Below are 24608 nucleotides of genomic sequence, written 5' to 3' on the forward strand. Positions count from 1 at the left end.
ATTTATTGCAGCCTATTATTATCGTTAGTTAATAGTATGTTCTAGTAAACACATGTAACTATTAGTGGACTATTCATATGCATATAGTTATATATAAATTTATTTGCAATTAATGGAAAATCATTATTTATATATTGATTATCCACAAAAAGGATTTTACAGAGTTTTATCGAATATAGAATTATAGAAGAGCGTTTATTAGCATTTTATTGTTGGAATATGAATATCTTTAATATTAGAAATGCTATAGGTTGTACTCGTTAATTCATCTATAGTTGTATAGTCGATAAAAACGTAAGGAGGTGTTATGATATGAGCCGATATTTTGATAATGAGTTAATCGAACGAATAAAGGATGCCAATGATATCGTATCTATCGTATCAGAACACGTAGCGTTAAAGAAAAAGGGCAAAAATTATTGGGGTTGCTGTCCTTTTCATAATGAAAAAACACCGTCCTTTAGCGTAGCTCCAGAAAAAGGTTTTTATTACTGCTTTGGTTGTCATGCATCAGGGAATTCAATTAAATTCCTCATGGAAATAGAAGGTATTAGCTTTGTAGAGGCCTTAGAAAAACTTGCCAATCGCGCTAATATTCCCTTGCCAGAGGCGAAATTGTCTCCAGCGGTGCGAGCTCGTGAAGAACATCGTAAAAAATTATATGAAGCATCCGAACTGGCAGCTAAATTTTTCCACAATTGTTTGCTCCAAACATCTATGGGCAAGGTAGGCCTTGAATATTTGAAAAAACGAGGTCTCACGGATGAAACCATTAATAATTTTAGATTAGGATTTGCCCCTGATGGGTGGGATCGATTATACAAGGCATTCAAAGAACGTGGTATAGAAGAATCAATCCTTATAGAATTGAATTTGGTTCGGAAAAATGATAAAGGTGGAGTGTATGATTTTTTCCGCAATCGAATTATGTTTCCTATTATGGATGGAAAGGGGCGGGTCGTTGGTTTTGGCGGTCGCGTCATGGATGACAGTACACCGAAATATTTAAATTCGCCGGAATCGCAAATTTTTGAAAAAGGTAAAATTCTATTTGCTTTTGACAAGGCGTACAAGTCCATACGAGAGTCGAAACAAGCTATCCTTGTAGAAGGTTATATGGATGTCATTTCTGCCCATAATAAAGGGATTACCAATGTAGTGGCATCTTTGGGAACTGCTTATACGCAAGACCATGGACATATTTTAATGCGTCAAGCAGAGGAAATCATCCTTGCTTATGATATGGATGGTGCCGGACGTCAAGCTGCAACTAGGGCTATTGAGCTATTGCAAAATACGGACTTTAAGGTCCGTGTTTTAGCTATGCCAGATGGAAAAGACCCTGATGATTATATTAGGAATCATGGGCCAGAAGCATTTAGAAAACTCGTTGATAGTGCGGTGAAGCCTTTTGACTATTTGCTTAGTGAATCATTAATTAAATATGATATCAATGAATCGGAAGGCAAACAGGCGGTTATGGAAGCAGTATTTCCATTTATCGCCAATATTCATAATCAAACAGTTCGCGATGATGCATTAAAAGCGTTAGCATTGCCATTATGGCTCGACAACAGTACTATCTACAGATATTTTAGAAGTTACATCAGAAAAGGGAATATAGAATTAGTTAGCGAATCACAATCTGTTCCGAAAACAATTGTATCAGGCGATGAAGATCATTTAATGGCCCTTGCCATTAATGATAACAAGGTATTACAAGATATTGTTAATTATTTGCCTTTAGAGGACTTTCAAAATATTCAATATCGGGGTATAATAGAAAAGATATACACCTTATTTATCACATCAGGTCAAATGCAAGGCGAGTCTATTGGCGAGGTGCTAACACCTGAAGAATATGAAATTTATACGAGACTTATGATGCTTGATGTGAAAGAGGCAGTGCCTGTACTTATCCGCAAGATACGACTTCATTCGTTGCGAGAACAATATAAAATGCATTCAATTATGGCGGATCAGTTAAAACGTGCAGGAGATTCGACATTTATTAGCGAATTACATAAGTGTCAGGAAATACAAAGTCTAATTAGAGAATGGTCTAAGTAGTAGTAATAAAGGAGAGCGTTGTGGCTAAGAAAGTACAAAAAAGTCAAATAGAGGAGATTGTGGAACAACTTCTTGAAAAAGGCCGAAAAAACGGTGTGTTGACACAATCGGAAATTTCAGATGCTCTTCATGAGCAAGCTGAACTAACTGCAGAGCAATTAGACGATATTTATACGACCTTTGGTAAACTCAATATCGATGTAGTGGCTGATTTAGATGTAACTGTTGAGGATGATCTTGATTCAGACGATACAGATGATGAGGATGAGTCTTCAGAAAAAAATATATCCATCGATCTTAGCATTGACGCTGGTGTCAATATTGATGATCCAGTTCGTATGTATTTGAAAGAAATCGGTCGTGTACCATTACTTTCAGCAGATGAGGAAATCGTATTAGCAAAACAAATTGAAGCTGGTGCTAAAGAGGATGCTACATATAAAGAAATTCAGCTTAGTAAAAAGGCTAAGAAGAAATTGGTAGATGCGAATTTGCGCCTTGTTGTAAGTATTGCTAAACGCTATGTTGGTAGAGGCATGCTTTTCTTGGATTTGATTCAAGAAGGTAATTTAGGTCTTATTAAAGCAGTAGATAAATTTGATTATACAAAAGGTTATAAATTTTCTACTTATGCAACATGGTGGATTCGCCAAGCTATTACGCGTGCTATTGCGGACCAAGCGAGAACTATTCGTATCCCTGTTCATATGGTGGAAACAATCAATAAATTGATTCGTATTTCTCGTCAATTGTTACAAGATAAAGGGCGAGAACCATTGCCAGAAGAAATTGCGGAAGGCATGGGGATTACTGTAGAACGTGTTCGGGAAATTCAAAAAATTGCACAAGAGCCTGTATCTTTGGAAACGCCAATCGGTGAAGAGGAAGATTCCCATTTGGGGGACTTCATCGAAGATCAAGATGCGATTGCTCCAGATGATGCGGCAAGCTACATCTTGTTGCAAGAACAAATCGAGGACGTATTTACATGTTTGACAGATCGAGAACAGCAAGTTCTCATTTTGCGTTTCGGTTTAAAAGACGGTAAACCTCGTACATTGGAAGAGGTAGGTCAATATTTCAATGTAACACGGGAACGTATCCGCCAAATCGAAGGTAAAGCGTTAACGAAATTACGCAATCGTGGGAAACGCGATAAAATTAAAGATTTCTTATAAGATATTTAATCCAGTCCTCTATACCTGTTGTGGAGATACTCCATAGTTTGCTGTAGAGAACTGGATTTTTTGTTCGTCTTAGATGTATCATAGATGATACAGTACTTTCATAGAAAACTGATAAAATATTAGCTAATATAATAGTACAATATATGATGATATAGTATTAAAGGATATGGGAGATTATATGTATACAGTAACAAAGCGCCTAGAAATTAGTGCATCTCATCAATTAACATTAGATTACCCTAGCAAATGTCAACATTTACACGGACATAATTGGATTGTCACTGTTCACGCGCGTAGTGAAACATTAGATCATAATGGGATGGTTATTGATTTCACTATCATTAAAGAAAAAATTCACGGTCGCCTTGATCACCAACATATCAATGATGTAATGGGTGATATCAATCCTACGGCAGAAAATATGGCAAAATGGATTGCAGACCAACTAGGGCCTAAATGTTTCAAGGTGGAAGTGCAAGAATCGGAAGGAAATGTGGCTATCTATGAACGTAGTTGAACTATTCAGCTCTATTGATGGAGAAGGTCGCCGACAAGGTTTATTAACTACATTTTTACGACTTCATGATTGCAATATTCGTTGCTCCTATTGTGATACTTTGTACAGTTATGGACCTAATAGTACTTTTGAAAATATCAATGTACAAGATGTTGCAAACCGAATTGAAGAATTAGGCAATTATCGTATTACCATTACTGGAGGCGAACCACTGTTGCAAGAAGTAGAAGTAATTGAGCTCATTGATGAATTGGCAAAGCGCAATGAAAACTACGATATAAATATTGAAACGAATGGGACTATTGTGCCTAGCTTTCATAGGCCTAATACATGGTTTACTTATGACTATAAAACGCCGTCATCATTGGCAGAGGAATATGTTGATGTAGATATATTTAAAGTGGCTACTGAACGAGATATTATAAAGTTTGTAGTTGGCTCTTTAGAGGATTTAGATGCTATGCGTCGCGTTATCGTTACATATCCTACGAAGGGGCAAATTTATGTATCTCCAGTATGGGGGCGTATAGAAGGCTCTACTATTATTGATTATATGCAAGCATACAATTTACAAGACGTTCGGTTCCAATTGCAAATTCATAAATTTATTTGGGACCCTAATGCGAAAGGAGTGTAATATGGATACCGAAAAAATTGAAAGTTTAGTATACCAATTGCTAGAAGCATTAGGTGAAGACCCTAATCGTGAAGGTCTGGTAGAAACGCCGAAACGGGTAGCTCAAATGATGTCTGAAATATACGAAGGTATCCAATATACAAATCAAGATATTGCGAATATGTTTGGAAAAACCTTTGCGGTAGATACGAACCAAATGGTAGTAGTGAAAGATATTACTTGTTTTTCACATTGTGAGCATCATATGGCCTTAATGTATGATATGAGTGTTTCTGTTGGGTATATTCCAAAAGGGCAAGTGATTGGCTTGTCCAAAATTCCTCGCATTGCTGAAATGTGTTGTAAACGACTGCAATTACAAGAGAAAATTGGTGAAGATATTGCTGAGGTTATTTCCTTGGCTACTGGGTCTAATGATGTTATCGTACATATTACAGCTTCTCATAGTTGTATGAGTGCGCGAGGCATTAAATCTACGGACAGTAAGACTACAACTTTAGCCACTAAAGGTGTATTTAATGATGATGCTATGATTCAACGATTTATATTAATGATGCAATCGTAATTGACGAAACCCATCGATATACAGTATAATAATTGAGCAAGTTACTAACTATGGGCCTATAGCTCAGGGGTAGAGCAACCGGCTCATAACCGGTCGGTCCCTGGTTCGATCCCAGGTGGGCCCACCAAACTTGTATCAATATGGATTAAACCTGCTCCTTGGGGGCAGGTTTTTTGTTATAATAAGGACAATATATCTTATGAGCCTGTTCTATAAGGAAATTATCTGCGTTAATACGCCTTTATATGTATATGATATAACTATTAGATAGTATACGAGGTAATTATGAAACCGAAAATTATGATGAATCGTTTAGAAGCGGTCTTTTCTATAGTGCCTACTGCAGATTCTATTGCAGATATAGGCACAGATCACGGCTACTTAGCTGTAGAACTCATCTCTCGAGGTAAAGCCAAACGCGTTGTTGCAGGGGATGTGCATAAAGGTCCATTGGAATCAGCTAAGTCTTATGTGGACAGCTGTGGACTTAGTCATGTTATTGACTGTCGCTTAGGGGATGGTCTTAAGATGACCGAAAAAGGTGAATTAAACGGCGCCATTTGTTGTGGTATGGGTGGATTTTTAATGCGTAATATTGTGAAATCCGGTCCGGAGCTTCTAGAATTTTATGTATTACAACCACAAAATGGACAAGCCGAATTGCGTCAATATATGGTTGCCAATGGATATGAAATCGTTAAGGAAATCATCGTCCGTGATATGGGTAAATTATATACTGCATTTTTAGCGGTGCGCCAAAATGTGCTCAGTCAATATGGATATATTAAAGAAGAGATATATAGTGGTGCCGAGCATGCTACAAACTCTAGCATGCTAGTGGTTGCTGATATATATCATAATTTAGATTGTAATTCTATTCTGTGGTCTGTAGGTGCTTTGTTGGCTGCAGAGAAACCGGATTTATGGACAGACTATATTGACTATCTAATATATCAACGACAATGTGCTTTAGATGGTATGACAGAGTCGTTAGCACATACAGAGAAATATCGAGTTATTAAGAAGGAAATCCTAGAATTAGAGACGTTACGTTGAAGGAGGTCTTATGATTACTGTTAATGATATTATAAAAACTATAGAAACATTGGCGCCGAAACATTACGCTGAATCTTGGGATAATGTAGGGCTTATGGTGGGGACTGTAGGTGGCATTGTAAATAAAGTCATTACTACCTTAGATATAACTCCAGAAGTTATCGATTTTGCTATTCATGAGAAAGCACAGCTGATCATCAGTCATCATCCGTTTATTTTCAAAGGATTGAAATCTATTAATCTTGATTCCGTTCAAGGATCGATGATTGAGCGTTTAATTAAACACAATATTGCGGTATATAGTGCACATACAAATTTAGACATTGCTGATGGTGGATTAAATGACATGTTAGCTCGACGTCTTGGTTTACAAGATATCCGTGGTTTTGTTCCGTTAGGTTCTGACATGATGTATAAAATAACTACTTTCGTTCCTGAAAGCTCTGCAGCCGCTGTTCGGTCTGCTATGGCTGAAGCTGGTGCAGGACGTATTGGTAATTATGATTGTTGCAGTTTTAGTTATGTTGGGGAAGGTCGTTTTAAAGGCAACGCTAATGCTAATCCTACCATTGGTAATATTGGTACCTTAGAAGTGGTTCAAGAGGTAGCTGTACAAGTCATTGTTGAGGAGAAAATGTTATCACAAGTTCTAATGGCTATGAAAGAGGTACATCCTTACGAAGAAGTAGCATATGATGTGGTGGCTTTGGCGGAACCTGGATGTGGACGTACATTAGGCCGTGTTGGGATATTGCCAGAGGCTATGGATGTTGATGTATTCTGTGACTATGTACAAGAATGTTTACCTCATAGCCAATTGCGTTTTGGCGGTGTTAAAAAAGAGCTTATTAAGACTATCGCTCTTTGTTCTGGTGCAGGAGCGAGTTTTTTGAAACAAGCTACTGTGGCAGATGCATATATCACAGGCGATGTGAAGTACCATGATGCACAATTGGCAAAAGAGCTAGGCGTATTCATCGTTGATGCAGGTCATTTTGGAACTGAAGAAATTGTAGCAGATGGTTTAGCCCAATATCTTTTGGAACAAGCAGAATTGCAAGCGTGGAACATTCAAATTCTACCGTTCCATGAGCAAGAAGACTTCTTTTTTACAGTTCCGTGAGTAAGAAGATTTCTTTTCCTTGCATACTATCCGTGAGCTATGATAAACTAAATTGAAGCAAGTATGAAAGACGGTTGCGAGTCCATTGGATTCGAGGAAAGTCCGAGCTCCATAGGGCAGGATGCCAGATAACGTCTGGCGAGGGTGACCTTAGGGAAAGTGCCATAGAAAAGGAAACCGCCACATGAGTGGTAAGGGTGGAAAGGTGAGGTAAGAGCTCACCAGCAGTCTGGTAACAGGCTGGCTTGGTAAACCCCATCCGGAGCAAGACCGAATAGAAAAGGGTTAAGGGTGGTCCCGCCTACCTTTCGGGTTGTGTCGCTCGAGCGTGCAGGCGACTGTACGCCTAGAAAGATAATCGTCACCGCGCAAGCGGAACAGAACTCGGCTTAATGATTGCTTGCTTCTTATTCTATTAATGATACATTCCATATATAAAGGAGAACTTAATGGCTATTACTGCGATTACAAGCGTAGAAGAATTTGATCAATTAGTACTCGGTTCCAAGGAATTAGTTATTGTAGATTTTTGGGCAGGCTGGTGTGAACCTTGTACAGTAATGCGCCCAGAAGTAGAAGCAGTAGCTGAAAAATTAGATGGTAAAGTAAAATTTTTCAGTGTTGATGCGGAAGATAAAACATTGCGTCCTATTTTATTAAAAGAAGATGTAGAAGGCATTCCTTCCATGGTATTTTTTAAGGACGGCAAACTACTTGATCGATTAGCAGGTTATAAAAAAGCAGACGTATTAGAATCTTTGATTAAGGAAGTTATTAAGTAAAATAGTTTTACAATCATGGATGTTTATATTTGACTTATATATATGCATTGGCTTTGTGACTGTGTAGTAAATTTAGATTTTCACTATATAATTAATACAAAAGCATATTTAAGAATACTAGATCTTATGTAGATTGCAATGGTGCAATACAATATTAGGTCTAGTATTTTATTTTTGTTGTTGCTAGTTATCATTTTAAGTAATGATATGTATATTACAACAAGCTATATTTATACTAGTAGATACATGTCTATATAAAAATATTCTATACAGGGGGATGCGTTTAGTGTGGTCTTATACAATATAAAATGATATAATATATTGATACGATAGTAGTTATTATGTAGTTTAAGTAGTGATATAAATTACTCCAAAGTTGTTGTAAGGAGGCTGTATTCCGTGAAAAATCGTGTGAACAGTTTATGGACGCTCTTCCAAGAAAGACGTCTAAGTCGACGTACATTTATGAAGTCTTGCATTGCGTTGACCGCAATTTTAGGCTTGCCACCAACTATGCTAGACTCAGTGGTAAAAGCTGCTGAAACTACAGAATTGCCAACGGTGATTTGGCTTCATGGTCATGAATGTACTGGTTGTAGTGAAGCTTTTATTCGTTCTTCGTCGCCATTTACATCTGATGTAATTTTAAATATGATTTCTTTAGAGTATGATGATACATTGGCTGCTGCTTCTGGCGAACCATTAGAAGAGCATCTTCACAAAATCATTACTGAGAAATCAGGTAAATACATTTTAGCTGTTGAAGGTGGAGTGCCACTTGATGACGATGGTGTTTACTGTACCGTAGGTGGCCGTACTTTCAAAGAGTCCCTTAAAGAATGTGCTAAGGGTGCAGCGGCTATCATCGAATATGGCTCCTGCGCATCTTGGGGTGGTATCCAAGCGGCAAAACCAAATCCAACGAATACAGTGTCTGTATCCAGTGTTGTATCTGGTAAACCAATTATTAAAGTGCCTGGCTGCCCTCCAATTCCAGAGGTTATGACTGGCGTAGTTATGCACTATGCATTATTTGGTCAAATTCCTCCATTAGACTCTCAAGGTCGACCTAAACAGTTTTATGGTAACCGCATTCACGATACATGCTATCGTCGCGCATTTTTCGATTCCGGCTTATTTGTAGAAAAATTCGATGATGATGCATCTAAAGCAGGTTGGTGCCTATACAAAGTAGGTTGCCGTGGACCTCAAACTTACAACTCTTGTGGTAATTTACGTTGGTGGAATGGTTTATCCTATCCTATCCAATCCGGTCACGGCTGTATTGGCTGTTCTGAAAAAGGATTTTGGGATAATGACGTATTCTATAAACGCTTACCAGACATTCCATTAGCTAATACAATTACAACGGCTGACACAGTAGGTACTGTGGCAGCTTTCACAGCAACTGGTGCAGTTATTGTCCATGGTGCAGCAACCCTTGCGCGTAATAAATACAATGATATTCAAGAGGAAAAACGCTTGAAAGAACAAGGATTGTGGGATGAAGCTAAGCATAATAATGGAGGACGTCATTAATGAAACGTGTAGTAGTAGATCCAATCTCTCGTATTGAAGGACATTTACGAGTAGAAATTAAAGTGGACGAAGCCACTGGTAAAGTGGAAGACGCTTTATCATCCGGTACCGCATGGCGCGGCATCGAACTGGTTGCGAAAAACCGCGACCCTCGTGATTTGTGGGCATTTGTGCAACGTATTTGTGGTGTATGCACTACAACTCATGCACTAGCAGCATTGCGTGCAGTAGAAGATGCATTGGGTATTCAAATTCCTAAAAATGCAAACTATATCCGTAATATTATGCATAGCTCTTTGGACGTACATGACCATATTGTCCATTTTTATCATTTGCATGCTCTTGATTGGGTAAGCCCTGTGGCAGCATTGAATGCAGACCCTGCTAAAACAGCACAATTGCAAAATGATGCATTGGCTACGTATAATGTAGTTGGATTGGAACCAGAAGAAACACAATCTACTGATTCTGCATATCCAAAGGAATTTCCAAAAGCTACTACTGCATACTATACAGCAGTTCAACAAAAGGTTAAAAAAATCGTTGAATCCGGCCAATTAGGAATTTTTTCTGCACAATGGTGGGACCATCCCGACTATGAATTATTGCCACCAGAAGTACATTTGATGGCCGTAGCACATTATTTGAATATCTTGGATCGCCAACGTGACATCGTAGTGCCTCACGTAGTATTTGGAGGTAAAAACCCACATCCACATTACATCGTAGGTGGTATGCCATGTTCCATTTCTATGGATGATATGAATGCCCCTGTGAATACACAACGTTTAGCTGCTGTGGAGCAATCCATTGCATTGGCAAAAGATTTAGTTAACTATTTCTACTTGCCAGATTTGCTCGCTATCGGCAAAATTTACGTTGAAAAAGGTATGGTCGACGGAGGAGGCCTTGCGAAAAAACGCGTTATGTCCTATGGAGATTACCCAGATGAACCGTACAGTGGTATTACCGATGGTGATTACCATAAAAAGGTTATCGTTCGTTCTAATGGTGTAGTTGAAAACTTTGGTCTTGGCGTTGATAAAGCCACCTTTGTTCCATTAGAAGGTAAAGATTTCATGGATCCCCAATACCTTAGTGAAGAAGTGGATCATTCTTGGTTCGCATATCCAACTGGTGATAAAACCTTGCATCCTATCGATGGTGTTACAGAACCTCAATTCACAGGTCCTAAAACAGGGACAAAAGAAAAATGGGAATACCTTGATGAAGATAATAAATATTCTTGGATCAAATCTCCAACTTTCAAAGGCAACACTGCTGAAGTGGGACCGTTGGCAAAATATATCGTTGTGTACACTAAGGTAAAACAAGGTATCATCACTGACCCGACATGGGCGGAATCCATGATGGTTCGCCAAATAGATACAGTAAGTCAAGTGCTCGGTGTACCTGCTCACGTTTGGATGACAACGATGGTAGGTCGTACAGCATGCCGTGGTTTAGATGCACAAGTAGCAGCTAATATTAGCCAATACTTCTTTAATAAGTTGGTAACAAATATTAAAAATGGCGATACTGCTGTGGCAGACACTGCTAAATTTGACCCTAATACATGGCCAGCAGAGGCAAAAGGCGTTGGTATTTTAGATGCACCTCGTGGCGGCTTAGGTCATTGGATTCATATCAAAGATGGTCGTTCCGCAAACTATCAATGTATTGTGCCTTCTACATGGAATGCATGTCCAAAAACTGCTGCCAATGAACATGGTGCATACGAAGATGCTATGATTAATACAAATGTAAAAATAGCGGATAAGCCATTGGAAATTTTGAAAGTTATCCATTCCTTTGACCCATGTTTGGCATGTGCTACTCATTTATACAATAAAAAAGGTGAGAAAATCGTTTCTGTTAATACCGATGCATTGTGTAAATAAAGGGGGCACCTATGTTAATACATACTGATAAAAAGGCGTATGTCGTATTTAGTTTATGGCTACGCATATTCCATTGGACTATGGTGCTTAGTGTAACTGCCTTATTTTGGACTGGTTTGTATATTGGCGATCCAGGATTTGCAGCTATTACAGGGCAGGTGGAACCGACTTTTGCTATCGATGGTTGGTTTTCTATGGAAATGATGCGTCGTATTCATTTCTACGCAGGTTTTATCTTAACATTTTCTTTTATTTTCCGTATTGCTGGTGCTATCTGGAACCGCGGTGACAGATTGTTGCCTCGATTTAACCAAAAACGATATTGGTATGGTTTGAGAGAAACCACATTGCATTACCTTATGATTCCTCAAAAACATGAACATCACTGGTTGCGCAACTCTTTGGCAAGAACCGCATACGCTGCAGTATATGTGTTGTTTTTCTGTGAAATTGTCACTGGTTTTGCTATGTATGCTATGATTGAACCAAATGGCATATTGGGGACTATTTTTGCACCGGTTATATCCTTAATGGGCGGCGAGTATAATGTACATATCATCCACCATTACATCGCGTGGTGCTTCTTGTTCTTTACTATTATCCATGTGTATATGGCGTTTAGAGAGGACGTAATGGAAGAATCGGGAGAAGTATCTTCAATGGTTTCTGGTATGAAATACTATGCTCATGATCCAATCGATATTGAAGACCTTAATGGTAAACGTCGTCGTGGTGAACGTATTGATAAACCATCTTTCACTACATATCGTCCAAGTGATCCTAATGATCCACGAGAAAAGGAATTACAAGATGAGTAATATAACTACTGATAATTTCGGTAGGGTAGAATACGCGGGCTCTGAGGGCCCGCGTATTGATTTAAATGCCCTATATGATGATTCTGACAATTCTGTAGTCCTCCTCGGTGTAGGCAATATTCTCCTTACCGATGAAGGTCTTGGCGTTCACGTTGTCAATGATTTAGAGCGGAATTACACTTTTACTCCTGCCATTAGTATTATTGACGGAGGTACGATGGGGATGGAGTTATTGACCTATATGCGAGGTATGAAAAAAATTCTTCTCGTTGATGCCATCAATGGCGGTGAGGTGCCGGGGACTGTTTATGAATTTCCCCATAAAGAATTAGAAACATATTTTACGGAACATATTTCTGTGCACGAAGTAGGCATGCAAGATATTCTTCGTATCCGTGCTATTCAAGAAGACCCGTTAGAGGATGCGGTGGTAATCGGTGTAGAACCACTGTCCCTTGAGGTTGGATTTGAACCGAGTGAACCGGTAGCGAAGGCATTGCCTAATGTGAAAGAACGGGTACTGCGTACCTTAGAGTCGTGGGGCATAACATGTACTCCTAAATAAAATCTATCATGGAGTTTTATGAAAACCTAAATGGTCTTAATTAAGGTGAATATAGGTCATTACATATGTTTAGTCTATTAGATTAGATAAATATGTTAGGGGTTCGTAAGAATTTTGTAATATTTATTTGATATAGTCATATAGTAGTTCTAATGGATTGTATTCCTTAGATTATGGCTATAGTATGTATGGAATGATACATACTATATAAGAGGTAATCATGTTAGAAAATTATAATAATGTTCGAGCTGTATTGAACGAATTGCGCCAAGCATTGAAACAATTGCGTGAAACAGGGGAAACCTATTCCATATATATTGAAAAAACGGGTTTGTCTGATGAAGAACAAGTAGAAGTGCTAGAAACATTAGGTCGTGGGCATATTACTATTACTTTCAATGAAACAGACCAACCTGTAGAATGGTATGAAACACAATTCTCTGGTATCTGGGTAGGTACCTATAAAAATGGTCGAGATGATTCAATTCTTCACACCGTAGAAGTATCTCGTTACCCTGATGTGGTAGGTGCATTTGACGAAGATATTATGATGGCCGAAGACGATTTGACTACTTGGATTGATGCGGCGGGATTGTAAGAAGAATCCTGCATTTTGCAAGAATTATTATCATTTGAATGCTACCATACATATGTTAATAGCGTGTTTTGTAACTATGTGTATCAGATGAAAATATGACTCGTCTATAATTACATAAATTAAAGATGTGTATATTAATAATTGGTACTAATATAATAGATAAAAGAGATGGATAACCCTAAAAAAATTATAAATCCGCATAATAGCTAGATTAAATGGGGTTATCCTCTTTATTGTTAACCTCTTGAATTTGCCTAACTTGACGAATTAAATTAAAATATATGAAGAATTATTGGGAGGACGTATGTTACTTTCTATTGTAGTGCCTGTATATAATGAAGAAGAAAATATAGGAAACTTTTATCAAGCAGTAACGACTGTTATGGCAGGTTTATCATACGAGTATGAACTAATTTACGTAGATGATGGATCGTCTGATGCGTCGGTAGCGATTTTGCAAGAAATTGCAAAACGTGATGAGAGAGTAAAAGTTATACTATTGGCTCGTAACTTTGGGCATCAGCTAGCATTGACATGTGGGCTCGATTATGCCAAAGGGGATGCAGTTATTACAATGGACGGTGATATGCAACATCCACCAGCACTGATTCCAGAACTCGTAAGATTATGGGAGTCCGGCTATGATGTGGTGCGAACCATACGTGATTCTACGGAGGATGCCAGTTGGGCAAAATCCTTTACCTCCAAATATTATTATAAACTGATGAATAAAATGGCAGATGTTCCTATTCTTGAAGGGGGATCTGATTTCCGTTTAATGAATCGCAACGCTTTGGAAACATTGAAACGATTTCGCGAACATGGTCGTTTCTTGCGTGGCATTGTAGGCGCTCTTGGATATCGTCAGGCTGAGCTCCACTTTGTGGCGCCTCCTCGTTTTGCAGGGGTTTCTAAATTTAGTGCGCGCAAAATGATTCGTTTTGCCCTTGATGGGGTAACGGCATTTTCCCGCGTGCCATTGCGTGCAGCCCTTTATGTAGGCGTATTATGTGGTGGACTGAGTTTTCTTTTGATTCTACATCTCCTTTACGTATACTTAACAGGTCAGGCATTAAATGGATGGACCACCATAGGGGTATCCATTCTATTTATCGGAGGTATCCAGTTAGTGGGCCTTGGTATTATCGGCGAATATGTAGGACGCATATTCGAAGAGGTGAAACAACGACCACTGTATTGGGTGAAAGCTGCTATAAATTTTGACGGTGAATGTGAAAATGTGAATTTTGAACCATCAAGAGCTGATATATTTATAGCCAATCAAGTAGCTGGCCCGGAAGAAAAAGACTAGCTGTATTTGTTGGATACAAATAGAGAGACGGTTAGTATATTTTGAATAAATAACTTACTTTAAAGTTTTAGAAAGGAAGCCTATGAAGTCAAAATATAGTAAAATTAAAATTGCGGCATTAACACTGACATTTGTGTGTGCCACCACCGCCATGGCAGGTGCAACGACATTACGATATGGTGATAAAGGTAAGAATGTAACAGCTATTCAACAACAGTTGATTAAGTATGGTTACAATGCGAAAGATAAAAATGGCGTATATGGGAAGGAAACAAAATGGGCTGTTCGCCTATTTCAACAAGATCACGGTTTAGCTGTTGATGGTATTGTTGGCCCTGCTACATATAATGCTTTGATGGGTACTCCGCGTACGACGAAAGCGGTTTTAACGAGTAATGCGGCTACTAAAGCAGTTACTACAAAATCTGCTTTCACAAGTAAAGATACTCAAGTTCGACGTATTTCTGGTCAAACTATTAATGGTACAAGCATTAAATTAAATAATTTGAAAAAATCTGAAACGCCAACGAATATTCGTGGCATTTTAGCAGAAGCCGATAAATATCGCGGTGTTCCATATGTGTTTGGTGGTACGACGCCTAGCGGTTTTGATTGTTCTGGTTATGTTCGTTACGTATTTGCGAAGCATGGTGTGAGCTTGCCTCGTTTAGCTGATGAACAATACAATGTAGGCGTATCTGTATCTCGTGCAAATTTAAAAGCTGGCGATTTAGTATTCTTTGAAACCTACGAACTTGGACCATCTCATTCTGGTATTTATATCGGTAATGGACAGTTCATTAGTGCTACGTCTAGCCGTGGTGTAGCTGTAGCTGACCTTGATACAGGTTATTGGGGCGCTCGCTATATTGGTGCTAAACGGGTAATGCAATAGTTGGGTTCTATGAGATTCTCTGTAAATGTAACTTTGCAGTATGTTTTCTAATTCAATATGTAAGCTGTAAAAGAGGCTATACGAATCAATGATGTTGTGTTGATTTGTATAACCTCTTTTGTATTCTATGATGTTAGGTTTCTTTAATATCCTTTGTTGGGCAACTTATGTGTGATTGTTGGAAGTGCTATGAAAGACCTGTGAATATGCGGTGTATGATGGATTTTCTAGTCTTAATAAGGTATAATTAAGAGAATGATAATTTTAGGAGGAATATACACATGAAAGGTAATGAACTGCGTCAAGCATACTTGCAGTTTTTTGAAAGCAAAGGACATTTAAAATTAGATAGTTTTTCTCTTATTCCAGAAAACGATCCATCCCTATTGTTAATCGGGGCAGGTATGGCGCCATTAAAGCCTTTCTTTACAGGTAAATTGGTACCTCCTTGCCACCGTATTACTACATCTCAGAAGTGTATGCGTACAGGGGACCTTGAAAATGTAGGTCGTACTGCTCGTCACCATACATTCTTTGAAATGCTAGGCAACTTTTCTTTTGGTGATTACTTCAAAAAAGAAGCTATCCATTGGGCATGGGAATTTTTAACAGAAGTGATTAAACTCGATAAAAATCGCCTCTATGTAACTGTATATCCAGATGACCAAGAAGCATATGATACTTGGCATAATGATTGCGGTGTGGAAGAATCTCATATTTCTCGCTTAGAAGATAATTTTTGGGAAATTGGTGAAGGCCCTTGTGGTCCAGACAGCGAAATCTTCTTTGACCAAGGCCCAGAACATGGTTGTGATGACCCTAATTGTGCACCTGGTTGTGATTGTGACCGCTATCTTGAAATTTGGAATCTTGTATTTACTCAATTTAACAAAATGCCTGATGGTTCTTATGAGCCATTACAACATAAGAATATCGATACTGGTGCTGGCTTAGAACGTTTGGCATCTGTATTGCAAGGTTGTCGCACTAACTTTGAAACTGATTTAATTTACCCTATCATCGAAGCTGCAGCAGCTAAAGCGGGCGTAAAATACAATGAAAATGAAAGCATCGACGTATCCTTAAAGGTTATTGCAGACCATGCTCGTGCTGTAACAGCATTGATTTCTGATGGTGTATTGCCTTCTAACGAAGGCCGTGGTTATGTGTTGCGCCGTATTTTACGTCGTGCTGTACGTCATGGCCGTCTGCTCGGTATTGATGGCATTTTCTTAACTCCATTAGTAGATGTAGTAGTAGACATCCTTGGCCCTGGTATTAAATCCATTGCGGACAATAAAGACTTTGTAAAACGCGTCGTATTGAACGAAGAGGAACGATTTAACCAAACCTTAGAACAAGGTCTTGAATTGTTAAATTCCTTAATCGACACATTAGAAATAGATAAAGTAAATGTTGTACCTGGTACAGAAGTATTTAAACTATATGATACATACGGATTCCCTTGGGAGTTAACAGAAGAAATTGCTCATGAACGTGGTTTTACTATCGACCATGACGGCTTTGATGCAGCAATGAAGGAACAACGCGAACGTGCTCGTGAAGCGCGCGTTAAAGAAGATGCAAAGGTGGCAACACCAGACATTACATTCTTAAAAGACGAAGTACTGGAGGAAGATGAATCTGCAACAGCTTCGGCGATTCTTGTTATCGGTAAAGGTGCCGACCGCGTTGATACTGCTGCTGATGGCGATGAAGTAACTATTATCGTCCGCCATACTCCATTCCATGCAGAAGGAGGCGGCCAATTAGGCGATACTGGTTTCATTGTAGGTCCAATGGGTAAAGTAGAAGTACACAACACAAAACGCTTACCAGAAGGTACTATATATCATATCGGTACTGTTGTAGAAGGCTCTATTTCTGATGGTGATGACGTAACCTTTGAAGTAGACGTAAATCGTCGCCATGCTATGGCTCGCAATCATACAGCAACACATTTATTACATGCTGCATTGAAACGGGTCTTAGGTGACCATGTTAACCAAGCAGGTTCCTTGGTAACACCAGATTACTTGCGCTTTGATTTCACTCATTTCTCTCCTGTAACACAAGAAGAATTGAATGATATTGAAGAATTAGTTAATGAAGAAATTTTGAAAGCTACTGATCTTGCTATTGCTGAAATGTCCATGGACGAAGCGAAAGCGAAAGGCGCTATGGCTCTCTTTGGCGATAAATACGGCGATGTAGTACGCGTCGTAGAAGTACCTGGTTTCTCCGTTGAATTGTGCGGTGGTTCTCACGTAGGCAATACTGCTTTCATCAGCACATTCCGTTTGACTAGCGAATCTGGTATCGGTTCTGGTGTACGCCGTATTGAGGCTATCACTGGTCGCGCTGCTATGGAGGCGGCCAAAGGCGATCGAGAAACATTAGAACGATTGGCTGGTGAACTCAAAACGAAACCTGCGCAAGTGGAAGAACGCTTAGCACAAGTATTGGCAGACGCTAAAGAAGTAGAAAAACAATTAACAGACATTCAAAAGAACCTTGCTGCTGCTGGTGCTGCTGATGCGGTATCTGCGAAGGTAACCGTTAATGGTATTGATGCTGTTATGTCTACTGTAAAAGTATCCTCTATGGACGAATTGCGTGACTATGCAGATAAAATCATCGATGTACTTGGTGGTTCCGGCGTTGTTCTCGTAGGTTCTGTAACAGGTGAAGACAAAGTAAGTTTTGTATGTAAAGCATCAAAAGACGTTGTAGCTAAAGGTGTTCATGCTGGTAACATCGTAAAAGCAGCGGCTCAAGTGGCCGGTGGCAATGGCGGTGGTCGCCCAGATATGGCCCAAGCAGGCGGTAAAGAACCGGAAAAACTTTTGGAAGCATTAAAAGCTGGAGACACTGCATTCCGTGCTATGGTTGGTGCTGAATAGTCGTAACTATTCCATTCATGTATAGGTTATACCTATTCGGCTGCTTATGCACCATGATATAATAGTTATACAAAGCATGAATAGAGGGCCACAGCTGTGGTTCTTATCATAAAGGAGGGATATCCATGAAAGTTTCAGATGAAACTATGTTATTCCGTAAAGTGGATGACGAACCGATGACTGCCGAAGAGGTAATCACTCGTGTATATCAATCGATTCAAGAAAAAGGATATAATCCAATTAATCAAATCTTAGGTTATTTAATTTCTGGAGACCCAGCGTATATTACTAGCTATAATAATGCTCGCAGTGATATTCGCCGTCTTGAAAGAGATGATTTAATCGAAGAATTATTGAAGGAATACGCAAAGGCGAAACAACTATAATGAGAATTATGGCTTTAGACGTAGGCAGTCGTACCATAGGTATAGCTTGTAGCGATGCACTATTGATGACTGCTCAAGGTATTGAAACGATTCGTCGTACATCTTTGGAAAAAGACTTTCACCGTCTCAGTGAGTTAATTACTGAATATGAGGTACACGAATTAGTGGTAGGTATGCCCAAAAATATGAACGGTACCAAAGGGGAAAGGGCAGAGAAGACAGAGGAATTTGTCGAAAAAATGAAGGAATTCATTGACTTGCCTGTTACCTTTTGGGATGAACGGCTATCTACGGTGATGGCAGAACGCCAACTCATCGCAGCGGATGTGAGTCGTAAAAAGCGGAAAGATGTTATTGATAAAATGGCGGCGGTTGTTATTTTGCAAGGCTATTTAGATAGACTGCAGTTTACAAAATAAAAGGAGGGAATCCCCATGGTTGATCAAAACTACGAAGGCGAAGTATTCTATCTTGAGTTCGAAGACGAAGATGGGAACAAACAATTCTTCACAGAAGATGTTATTTTAGAACATGAAGGTCAAGAATACGCAGTGCTCGTTCATGTACAAGACGAAGAACATGAAGGTCAAGATGACACATATATGATCTTAGCTCGTATTGAAACTAATGAAGAGGGCGTAGAAGAATATGTACCTCTTGATGAAGAAGATGAACATTTTGAAACATTAGTAAACTTATATGAATCGTTGGATGAAGAGGAGTAATCTTTTCGTTTTTAAAAACTCTCCAGTCAGTGACTGGGGAGTTTTTCTGTATATCGAAAGTCCTTTATATGGTATAATAGAATATAAAAATATTTGTTTTAGAAAGGACTATCAATGAGAAAATCCTTAAAATATATGTCCGCAGTCATCCTTAGTGCTGCTGTAATTAGTGTAGGCGGTTTAGGTGCTCTTTACTTAGTGCCTAATACTTTTGATGAGGATACAGGTACTAAAGTACTTGTTATAGACCAAGATGCGACGGGTACTGAAATTGCAAATATGCTCTATGAGCAAGGCTTGATACGGTCTACGTTGGGCTTTAAAATTTGGTTAGCCCTTAGTGGTACAGGGGATAAATTACAATCTGGACACTACCAAATTCCAAATAAGGTAACGGTTCGTGAGTTAATCGAATTATTACAAGAAGGTCATGTGGAGTCCATTAAATTAACTATACCAGAAGGTTATACCGTAGGGGATATTGCTATTGCTTTGGAAAAGGCTAAGATTATGAAAGCTGCTGATTTTTTAGCAGAAGCGAAAACCTTTGTACCATATCCATATATGAAGGGTACAAGACCTACTACGTATCCTGTAGAAGGTTTCTTATTCCCTAGTACTTATGAAATTCCTGTTGGAGCTACACCGCGCGATGTGATTATGATGATGAGCGAAGAAATGAATCGCTATTTGACACCAGCCGTGAAAAAACAAATTCAAGCACAACATATGAGTATTCATGATTTTGTTACATTAGCATCTATAGTGGAAAGAGAATCTTTATTCGATGCAGATCGACCTGTTATTGCTGGGGTATTCAAAAAACGTTTGGCTCACGGTATTCCATTACAATCTGATGCTACAATTTCCTATGTATTAGGCTATGCGAAGGAAAATGTTACTATTGGGGATACACAATTGCAAAGCCCTTACAATACATATGTGAGCAAAGGTTTGCCACCAGGACCGATTTCTAATCCTGGTAAGAAAGCATTAGATGCTGTATTACATTCTGAAAATACGGATTACCTATATTTTGTAGCTGATAAAGACGGTCATAATCACTTCTCAAAAACCTATGCAGAACATTTAGCAGCGGTGGAAAAAATTTATGGTGGCGATACGATATCTTCTACTAATGCAAATGGTAGTGCTCAAGTAAATGCGCAAGCAGGCCCTAACTATGATGCAACGGCAGCTAGTACAGTACCTGACTATAATTATAGTTCACAAGAGGCGGTGGATGCTGATTCTCAATATGTTGACGCAGAACCGACTTATACCTATACACCGACTACAGTGCCTGCGGCATCGGATCCAGTTGTAACAAGACCTGCTGCTCAAGAACAACAGGCTGCTCAACAGGTAGAAACACCTGTACAGTCTGAACCAGCTACAGCACCTGCATATGTGCCGACTACAACGCCGGCACCTGTACAGGAACCAGCTCCATTGATTCGATCTGTAGAAACATCAAGTACAACATCGTCGACAACAACGACTAATAATCGAGGTGGCGTAGAACGCTAATTAGCCAGTTACTGCTTAGCAAATAATGGTGACCGTAGTTGACAGTGTACCGTAATTAAGGATATTTAATCATATAGGAACGCTGATAGCACTAATCTTACTTTTACTTTCACAGGAATTTACAATATAACAGATGGAATTAAATGATATTTTAAATGAACAGCGCATTTATGCGATGATAAATGATGTGCCCATCCTACGGGAATCGGAAGTACATTTATTTGAAGAATTAATTGGATTATACCAGCCCACCTCAGTATTAGAGGTGGGCACCGCCATTGGTTATTCTACATTGCTAATGGCGCCTCTTTTAGACAAGGAGGAAGGGCATATTACGTCCATTGAACTCGATACAGTACGCCATGAGATGGCGAAATATTATATCAATCAGTCTGCTTATGCAGATAAAGTGACCTTGCTTCAAGGGGATGCAAAAGATGTGTTGAGGAATTTGACTGGTGAATATGATTTAGTGTTTTTGGATGGCCCTAAGGGGCAGTATCTAAATCAACTAGAATTGATTTTGCCACATGTGAAAGAGGGTGGTGTTATTCTCGCCGACAATGTCTTGTTTAGAGGCTATGTGCGCGGTAATAAAGAGGCGCCGCGCCGTTTTAAAACCATTGTCAAACGATTGCAAGAATATTTAACTTATGTAGAGAATAAAGAGTTATTTAACACTACTATTTATCCTATGGGTGATGGTATGAGTGTCAGTGTGTGGAAAGGACACAAATAATAAATATGGCAGAACATTTTATGGAATTACTATGTCCAGCTGGTAATATGGACAAATTGAAAATGGCTATTCGCTACGGTGCAGATGCTGTTTATTGTGCAGGTAAACGATTTGGCTTGCGTGCAGGAAATTCTAATTTCTCTGATGAAGAACTTAAAGAAGCAGTACAATTCGTGCACGAACATGGCAAAAAAATCCATGTAACATGTAATATTATTCCTCATAATGAAGATTTTGAAGGTCTTGAGGACTATTTAAAATTTCTTGAAAGCATTGGTGTTGATGCTATCATTGTAGCGGATATGGGAATTTTTAGCCTCGCAAAACGTGTGGCTCCCGGCCTTGAATTACACGTTAGTACTCAAGCATCTACTACGAACTGGCACACTGTGCAAATGTGGAAAGAACTCGGTGCTGCACGTGTTGTAGCTGCTCGCGAAGTATCCGTAGCGGATTTGAAAGAGATGAAGGAACATGTAGACATTGAAATTGAATCCTTCGTGCATGGATCTATGTGTATTTCTTATTCCGGTCGTTGCCTCTTGTCTAACTATATGACAGGTACGCGAGACGCAAACCGCGGTCAATGTTCTCAAGCGTGTCGCTGGAAATATAGCCTCGTAGAATCCAATCGCCCTGGCGAATACTATCCTATCGAGGAAGATGAACATGGTACGTATATCTTTAATTCTAAAGATCTTTGCCTCATTCATCGCATTCCTGATTTGTACAAAGCAGGTATCGATAGCCTTAAAATCGAAGGCCGTATGAAATCTGTACACTATGTTGCTACCGTTGCTAAAGTGTACCGCACTGCTATCGATGCATATCTTAAAGAAGGTAAGGACTGGTACGTTCGTCCTGAGTGGATTGCAGAATTAGAAAAAATTTCTCACCGTCCCTATACAGATGGTTTTGCCGAAGGTCGTCCTGATGAAAGCGCCCAAAACTATGGTAAATCTACGAACACGCAAACCCATGATTTCATCGGTTTAGTATTGGGGTATAACGAAGAAGGCGGTTATGTGGAATTAGAACAACGCAACAATTTCAAAGTTGGCGATACAGTAGAGTTCTGCCAACCGAAAGGCGATTTAGTAGAAACGGTGATTGAAAAAATGACCGACGCTGATGGCAATCCAATCGATGTAGCACCACATGCACAAATGAAAGTGCGCCTCTATATGGATACGAAATTAGAGCCTTATTCCATGATGCGCCGAGAATGTAAAATTAAAGAGGCATAAGATGGTGAAAGATATACAGTTACCTTTGATGCCATCAAAATCGCTAAAGGGATTTATGAGTAGTAGTTATGGTAAAAGTAATGGTGAAGAAAGTTATGTGTATTTTCACATCGACCCAAAACATACGAATTATGTAAATAGAATCCTAGAAGGTTACGAATATGTAGGAGTTATGACTACGGTAGATTATAATGGCCGTTGTATGGTGCGCTGTACGCCAGATACACGACAACTTGCTATAGATATTCTCAGTACATTGCCAGAAGTATCACTGGATATCTAAATATATTTGATATATCCGTTATGTTCTATGGATGCCCCACTTAGGTGGGGCATTTATGTATATATGCTAAATAGAAATATGGTATAATACAAGTTGAATGTACATAGCATACAATCAATTTGTATAGAAATTAAGTCTAACCGATGGGAGACGAGTATGAAACGAAATTTGTTAAAACGAGCAGCTCTATTAGCTACGATTAGTACTACTATGTGTATCACAGCCTTTGCGGCACAGAATGGACCTGTTATGATACCACAACCGGGGACAGTAGTAGTCATCAATCATAATCCTGATGTGACCTTTGCAGGGAATATCAATTTTGATGTAGAAAGCCAAACGGACAATAATTTACGCATTGGCAATGATGTAGTTCCGAATGTATTATATGGTGCTGTATTTAATCGTTCTGGTGCACCTGATAGTATTGTGCCTGCTCAATCGTATATGTTCATCGGCCCTAAAGAAGTTCCTGCGCCATTGACGGATTCTAGTGATGCAGGCAAAGCAGGAGCGATTTGGTCCGTGGAAACAATTAAAAAAGTAAAGGGTCAAGAAATCCAAGTGGCTAGTCGAGGTATTCCAGAGAAACCATTGGCAGTACAAATGGAAATTATTAAAGATACTTTCACCACAGGAGCTATTGATAATAGTAAAACCGCAATTGGTGAGAATAGTAAAGGGACATTGTACATGACGGTGCCAAAGGATTTTAAACTCACTGCGAGCACCGATATTCCGGCAGATGTACGTGAAACGATGCCGGCTATGTTCCGAGGTAAAATGGGTGAGTCCTTGATGGTGAATTTACTGCCATTGAATGATGCAGAAAAACAACAATTAGCGGATAATCCGCATAATGCGAATACAATCGTATTCAACCGCACTATGGAGATGGCTAGTAGCATTGGTAATTCTGCGAAACAAAGTAAGGTATATACTTATATGAAGGACCATTACCTTAACATGATTATCGTAGCAAAAGATTATGACGATAATGGTGCTCGTGGTAGCGGTGTGTTAATGGTGTCTAAACAGGATAATTCAGATGACGTAATGCTTGTTTTATTTAAAGGTCCAGACATTACGAACTCTAAAATTGAAAAAGTTATTGGATCTATGCTATCTGCACATTTTGAACGTAAATAATTCGTAAACAAATGAGAAAACTGTTGCACTTTGTATTTAGTGTAACAGTTTTTTTCGATGTATTGCATTTTAGAAAATGAT

The 24608-nt window shown here is 39.0% G+C and carries 24 protein-coding genes, 1 tRNA gene and 1 other RNA gene; all 26 read left to right on the forward strand.

The features are described from left to right. Window positions 1-312 precede the first annotated feature (312 nt). The 26 genes from dnaG (at window position 313) to EO120_RS02025 (ending at window position 24527) form a co-directional block, all read left to right on the forward strand. The gene (gene dnaG, locus EO120_RS01900) at window positions 313-2070 is read left to right on the forward strand and encodes a DNA primase (protein WP_127133819.1); all 1758 of its coding nucleotides are present in this window, start codon (window positions 313-315) and stop codon (window positions 2068-2070) included. 20 nt (window positions 2071-2090) lie between these two features. Continuing rightward, complete coding sequence (gene rpoD, locus EO120_RS01905; protein WP_127133820.1) at window positions 2091-3248, forward strand: RNA polymerase sigma factor RpoD; 1158 nt, start codon at window positions 2091-2093, stop codon at window positions 3246-3248. 187 nt (window positions 3249-3435) lie between these two features. Further along, window positions 3436-3774: a 6-carboxytetrahydropterin synthase QueD gene (gene queD / locus EO120_RS01910; protein ID WP_127133821.1), complete on the forward strand. Its 339-nt coding sequence runs from the start codon at window positions 3436-3438 to the stop codon at window positions 3772-3774. Continuing rightward, complete coding sequence (locus tag EO120_RS01915; RefSeq protein ID WP_241234848.1) at window positions 3761-4411, forward strand: radical SAM protein; 651 nt, start codon at window positions 3761-3763, stop codon at window positions 4409-4411. The genes queD and EO120_RS01915 overlap by 14 nt, the downstream gene beginning before the upstream one ends. 1 nt (window position 4412) lies before the next feature. Then, window positions 4413-4976, forward strand: a complete 564-nt coding sequence (gene folE / locus EO120_RS01920; protein ID WP_127133823.1) for a GTP cyclohydrolase I FolE — start codon at window positions 4413-4415, stop codon at window positions 4974-4976. A gap of 52 nt (window positions 4977-5028) precedes the next feature. Next, window positions 5029-5103 (forward strand) — tRNA-Ile (locus EO120_RS01925). Between the two features lie 158 nt (window positions 5104-5261). Further along, the gene (locus EO120_RS01930; protein ID WP_127133824.1) at window positions 5262-6032 is read left to right on the forward strand and encodes a tRNA (adenine(22)-N(1))-methyltransferase; all 771 of its coding nucleotides are present in this window, start codon (window positions 5262-5264) and stop codon (window positions 6030-6032) included. 10 nt (window positions 6033-6042) lie between these two features. Beyond that, window positions 6043-7155 (forward strand): Nif3-like dinuclear metal center hexameric protein, encoded by a 1113-nt coding sequence (locus EO120_RS01935; protein WP_127133825.1) that lies wholly within the window; start codon window positions 6043-6045, stop codon window positions 7153-7155. 54 nt (window positions 7156-7209) lie between these two features. Continuing rightward, window positions 7210-7566: RNase P RNA component class A (gene rnpB, locus EO120_RS01940), an RNA gene on the forward strand. A gap of 38 nt (window positions 7567-7604) precedes the next feature. Then, window positions 7605-7937, forward strand: coding sequence for a thioredoxin family protein (locus EO120_RS01945; RefSeq protein ID WP_127133826.1), 333 nt, complete (start codon window positions 7605-7607; stop codon window positions 7935-7937). Between the two features lie 399 nt (window positions 7938-8336). After that, a complete protein-coding gene (locus EO120_RS01950; RefSeq protein ID WP_127133827.1) occupies window positions 8337-9476 on the forward strand; it encodes a hydrogenase small subunit in 1140 nt (379 codons plus the stop codon). Continuing rightward, window positions 9476-11377, forward strand: a complete 1902-nt coding sequence (locus EO120_RS01955; protein ID WP_127133828.1) for a nickel-dependent hydrogenase large subunit — start codon at window positions 9476-9478, stop codon at window positions 11375-11377. The genes EO120_RS01950 and EO120_RS01955 overlap by 1 nt, the downstream gene beginning before the upstream one ends. An 11-nt stretch (window positions 11378-11388) precedes the next feature. Further along, the gene (cybH, locus tag EO120_RS01960; RefSeq protein ID WP_127133829.1) at window positions 11389-12195 is read left to right on the forward strand and encodes a Ni/Fe-hydrogenase, b-type cytochrome subunit; all 807 of its coding nucleotides are present in this window, start codon (window positions 11389-11391) and stop codon (window positions 12193-12195) included. Next, the gene (locus tag EO120_RS01965; protein ID WP_127133830.1) at window positions 12188-12760 is read left to right on the forward strand and encodes a HyaD/HybD family hydrogenase maturation endopeptidase; all 573 of its coding nucleotides are present in this window, start codon (window positions 12188-12190) and stop codon (window positions 12758-12760) included. Before cybH ends, EO120_RS01965 begins: the two co-directional genes overlap by 8 nt. Before the next feature lie 220 nt (window positions 12761-12980). Then, entirely contained in the window at window positions 12981-13358 is a 378-nt protein-coding gene (locus EO120_RS01970; RefSeq protein ID WP_127133831.1) for a hydrogenase expression/formation C-terminal domain-containing protein, read from the forward strand. Window positions 13359-13662: 304 nt separating this feature from the next. Next, a complete protein-coding gene (locus tag EO120_RS01975; RefSeq protein WP_127133832.1) occupies window positions 13663-14670 on the forward strand; it encodes a glycosyltransferase family 2 protein in 1008 nt (335 codons plus the stop codon). 82 nt (window positions 14671-14752) lie between these two features. Beyond that, window positions 14753-15565: a C40 family peptidase gene (locus EO120_RS01980; protein ID WP_127133833.1), complete on the forward strand. Its 813-nt coding sequence runs from the start codon at window positions 14753-14755 to the stop codon at window positions 15563-15565. Between the two features lie 281 nt (window positions 15566-15846). Then, a complete protein-coding gene (alaS, locus tag EO120_RS01985; protein ID WP_127133834.1) occupies window positions 15847-18468 on the forward strand; it encodes an alanine--tRNA ligase in 2622 nt (873 codons plus the stop codon). Between the two features lie 125 nt (window positions 18469-18593). Next, window positions 18594-18854 (forward strand): IreB family regulatory phosphoprotein, encoded by a 261-nt coding sequence (locus EO120_RS01990; protein ID WP_127133835.1) that lies wholly within the window; start codon window positions 18594-18596, stop codon window positions 18852-18854. Beyond that, on the forward strand, window positions 18854-19273 hold the full coding sequence (gene ruvX / locus EO120_RS01995; RefSeq protein WP_127133836.1) for a Holliday junction resolvase RuvX: 420 nt from the start codon (window positions 18854-18856) through the stop codon (window positions 19271-19273). The genes EO120_RS01990 and ruvX overlap by 1 nt, the downstream gene beginning before the upstream one ends. A 15-nt stretch (window positions 19274-19288) precedes the next feature. After that, entirely contained in the window at window positions 19289-19579 is a 291-nt protein-coding gene (locus EO120_RS02000) for a DUF1292 domain-containing protein (protein ID WP_127133837.1), read from the forward strand. Between the two features lie 114 nt (window positions 19580-19693). Further along, complete coding sequence (mltG, locus tag EO120_RS02005) at window positions 19694-21109, forward strand: endolytic transglycosylase MltG (protein ID WP_127133838.1); 1416 nt, start codon at window positions 19694-19696, stop codon at window positions 21107-21109. Window positions 21110-21242: 133 nt separating this feature from the next. Next, entirely contained in the window at window positions 21243-21848 is a 606-nt protein-coding gene (locus EO120_RS02010; RefSeq protein ID WP_127133839.1) for an O-methyltransferase, read from the forward strand. 5 nt (window positions 21849-21853) lie between these two features. After that, window positions 21854-23095: a peptidase U32 family protein gene (locus EO120_RS02015; RefSeq protein ID WP_127133840.1), complete on the forward strand. Its 1242-nt coding sequence runs from the start codon at window positions 21854-21856 to the stop codon at window positions 23093-23095. A gap of 1 nt (window position 23096) precedes the next feature. Continuing rightward, window positions 23097-23378 carry a DUF4911 domain-containing protein gene (locus EO120_RS02020; RefSeq protein WP_127133841.1) on the forward strand — a complete coding sequence of 94 codons (282 nt, stop codon included), beginning with the start codon at window positions 23097-23099 and terminating at the stop codon, window positions 23376-23378. Window positions 23379-23534: 156 nt separating this feature from the next. Continuing rightward, window positions 23535-24527, forward strand: coding sequence for a hypothetical protein (locus EO120_RS02025; RefSeq protein WP_127133842.1), 993 nt, complete (start codon window positions 23535-23537; stop codon window positions 24525-24527). The last annotated feature ends 81 nt before the right edge of the window (window positions 24528-24608 follow it).

The organism is Veillonella caviae, assembly GCF_003992125.1.
Lineage (GTDB): Bacteria > Bacillota > Negativicutes > Veillonellales > Veillonellaceae > Veillonella > Veillonella caviae.

Excerpts from the sequence above, each read along its gene's own strand:
- EO120_RS01975 (WP_127133832.1), top strand. The coding sequence starts at position 13,663 with ATGTTACTTTCTATTGTAGTGCCTGTATATAATGAAGAAGAAAATATA.
- dnaG (WP_127133819.1), top strand. The coding sequence starts at position 313 with ATGAGCCGATATTTTGATAATGAGTTAATCGAACGAATAAAGGATGCC.
- cybH (WP_127133829.1), top strand. The coding sequence starts at position 11,389 with ATGTTAATACATACTGATAAAAAGGCGTATGTCGTATTTAGTTTATGG.
- folE (WP_127133823.1), top strand. The coding sequence starts at position 4,413 with ATGGATACCGAAAAAATTGAAAGTTTAGTATACCAATTGCTAGAAGCA.
- EO120_RS01990 (WP_127133835.1), top strand. The coding sequence starts at position 18,594 with ATGAAAGTTTCAGATGAAACTATGTTATTCCGTAAAGTGGATGACGAA.
- EO120_RS01915 (WP_241234848.1), top strand. The coding sequence starts at position 3,761 with ATGAACGTAGTTGAACTATTCAGCTCTATTGATGGAGAAGGTCGCCGA.
- EO120_RS02025 (WP_127133842.1), top strand. The coding sequence starts at position 23,535 with ATGAAACGAAATTTGTTAAAACGAGCAGCTCTATTAGCTACGATTAGT.
- EO120_RS01945 (WP_127133826.1), top strand. The coding sequence starts at position 7,605 with ATGGCTATTACTGCGATTACAAGCGTAGAAGAATTTGATCAATTAGTA.
- EO120_RS01930 (WP_127133824.1), top strand. The coding sequence starts at position 5,262 with ATGAAACCGAAAATTATGATGAATCGTTTAGAAGCGGTCTTTTCTATA.
- EO120_RS01955 (WP_127133828.1), top strand. The coding sequence starts at position 9,476 with ATGAAACGTGTAGTAGTAGATCCAATCTCTCGTATTGAAGGACATTTA.
- EO120_RS02020 (WP_127133841.1), top strand. The coding sequence starts at position 23,097 with ATGGTGAAAGATATACAGTTACCTTTGATGCCATCAAAATCGCTAAAG.
- mltG (WP_127133838.1), top strand. The coding sequence starts at position 19,694 with ATGAGAAAATCCTTAAAATATATGTCCGCAGTCATCCTTAGTGCTGCT.
- EO120_RS01935 (WP_127133825.1), top strand. The coding sequence starts at position 6,043 with ATGATTACTGTTAATGATATTATAAAAACTATAGAAACATTGGCGCCG.
- alaS (WP_127133834.1), top strand. The coding sequence starts at position 15,847 with ATGAAAGGTAATGAACTGCGTCAAGCATACTTGCAGTTTTTTGAAAGC.
- EO120_RS01965 (WP_127133830.1), top strand. The coding sequence starts at position 12,188 with ATGAGTAATATAACTACTGATAATTTCGGTAGGGTAGAATACGCGGGC.
- EO120_RS01980 (WP_127133833.1), top strand. The coding sequence starts at position 14,753 with ATGAAGTCAAAATATAGTAAAATTAAAATTGCGGCATTAACACTGACA.
- EO120_RS02015 (WP_127133840.1), top strand. The coding sequence starts at position 21,854 with ATGGCAGAACATTTTATGGAATTACTATGTCCAGCTGGTAATATGGAC.
- EO120_RS02010 (WP_127133839.1), top strand. The coding sequence starts at position 21,243 with ATGGAATTAAATGATATTTTAAATGAACAGCGCATTTATGCGATGATA.
- EO120_RS01970 (WP_127133831.1), top strand. The coding sequence starts at position 12,981 with ATGTTAGAAAATTATAATAATGTTCGAGCTGTATTGAACGAATTGCGC.
- EO120_RS02000 (WP_127133837.1), top strand. The coding sequence starts at position 19,289 with ATGGTTGATCAAAACTACGAAGGCGAAGTATTCTATCTTGAGTTCGAA.
- ruvX (WP_127133836.1), top strand. The coding sequence starts at position 18,854 with ATGAGAATTATGGCTTTAGACGTAGGCAGTCGTACCATAGGTATAGCT.
- queD (WP_127133821.1), top strand. The coding sequence starts at position 3,436 with ATGTATACAGTAACAAAGCGCCTAGAAATTAGTGCATCTCATCAATTA.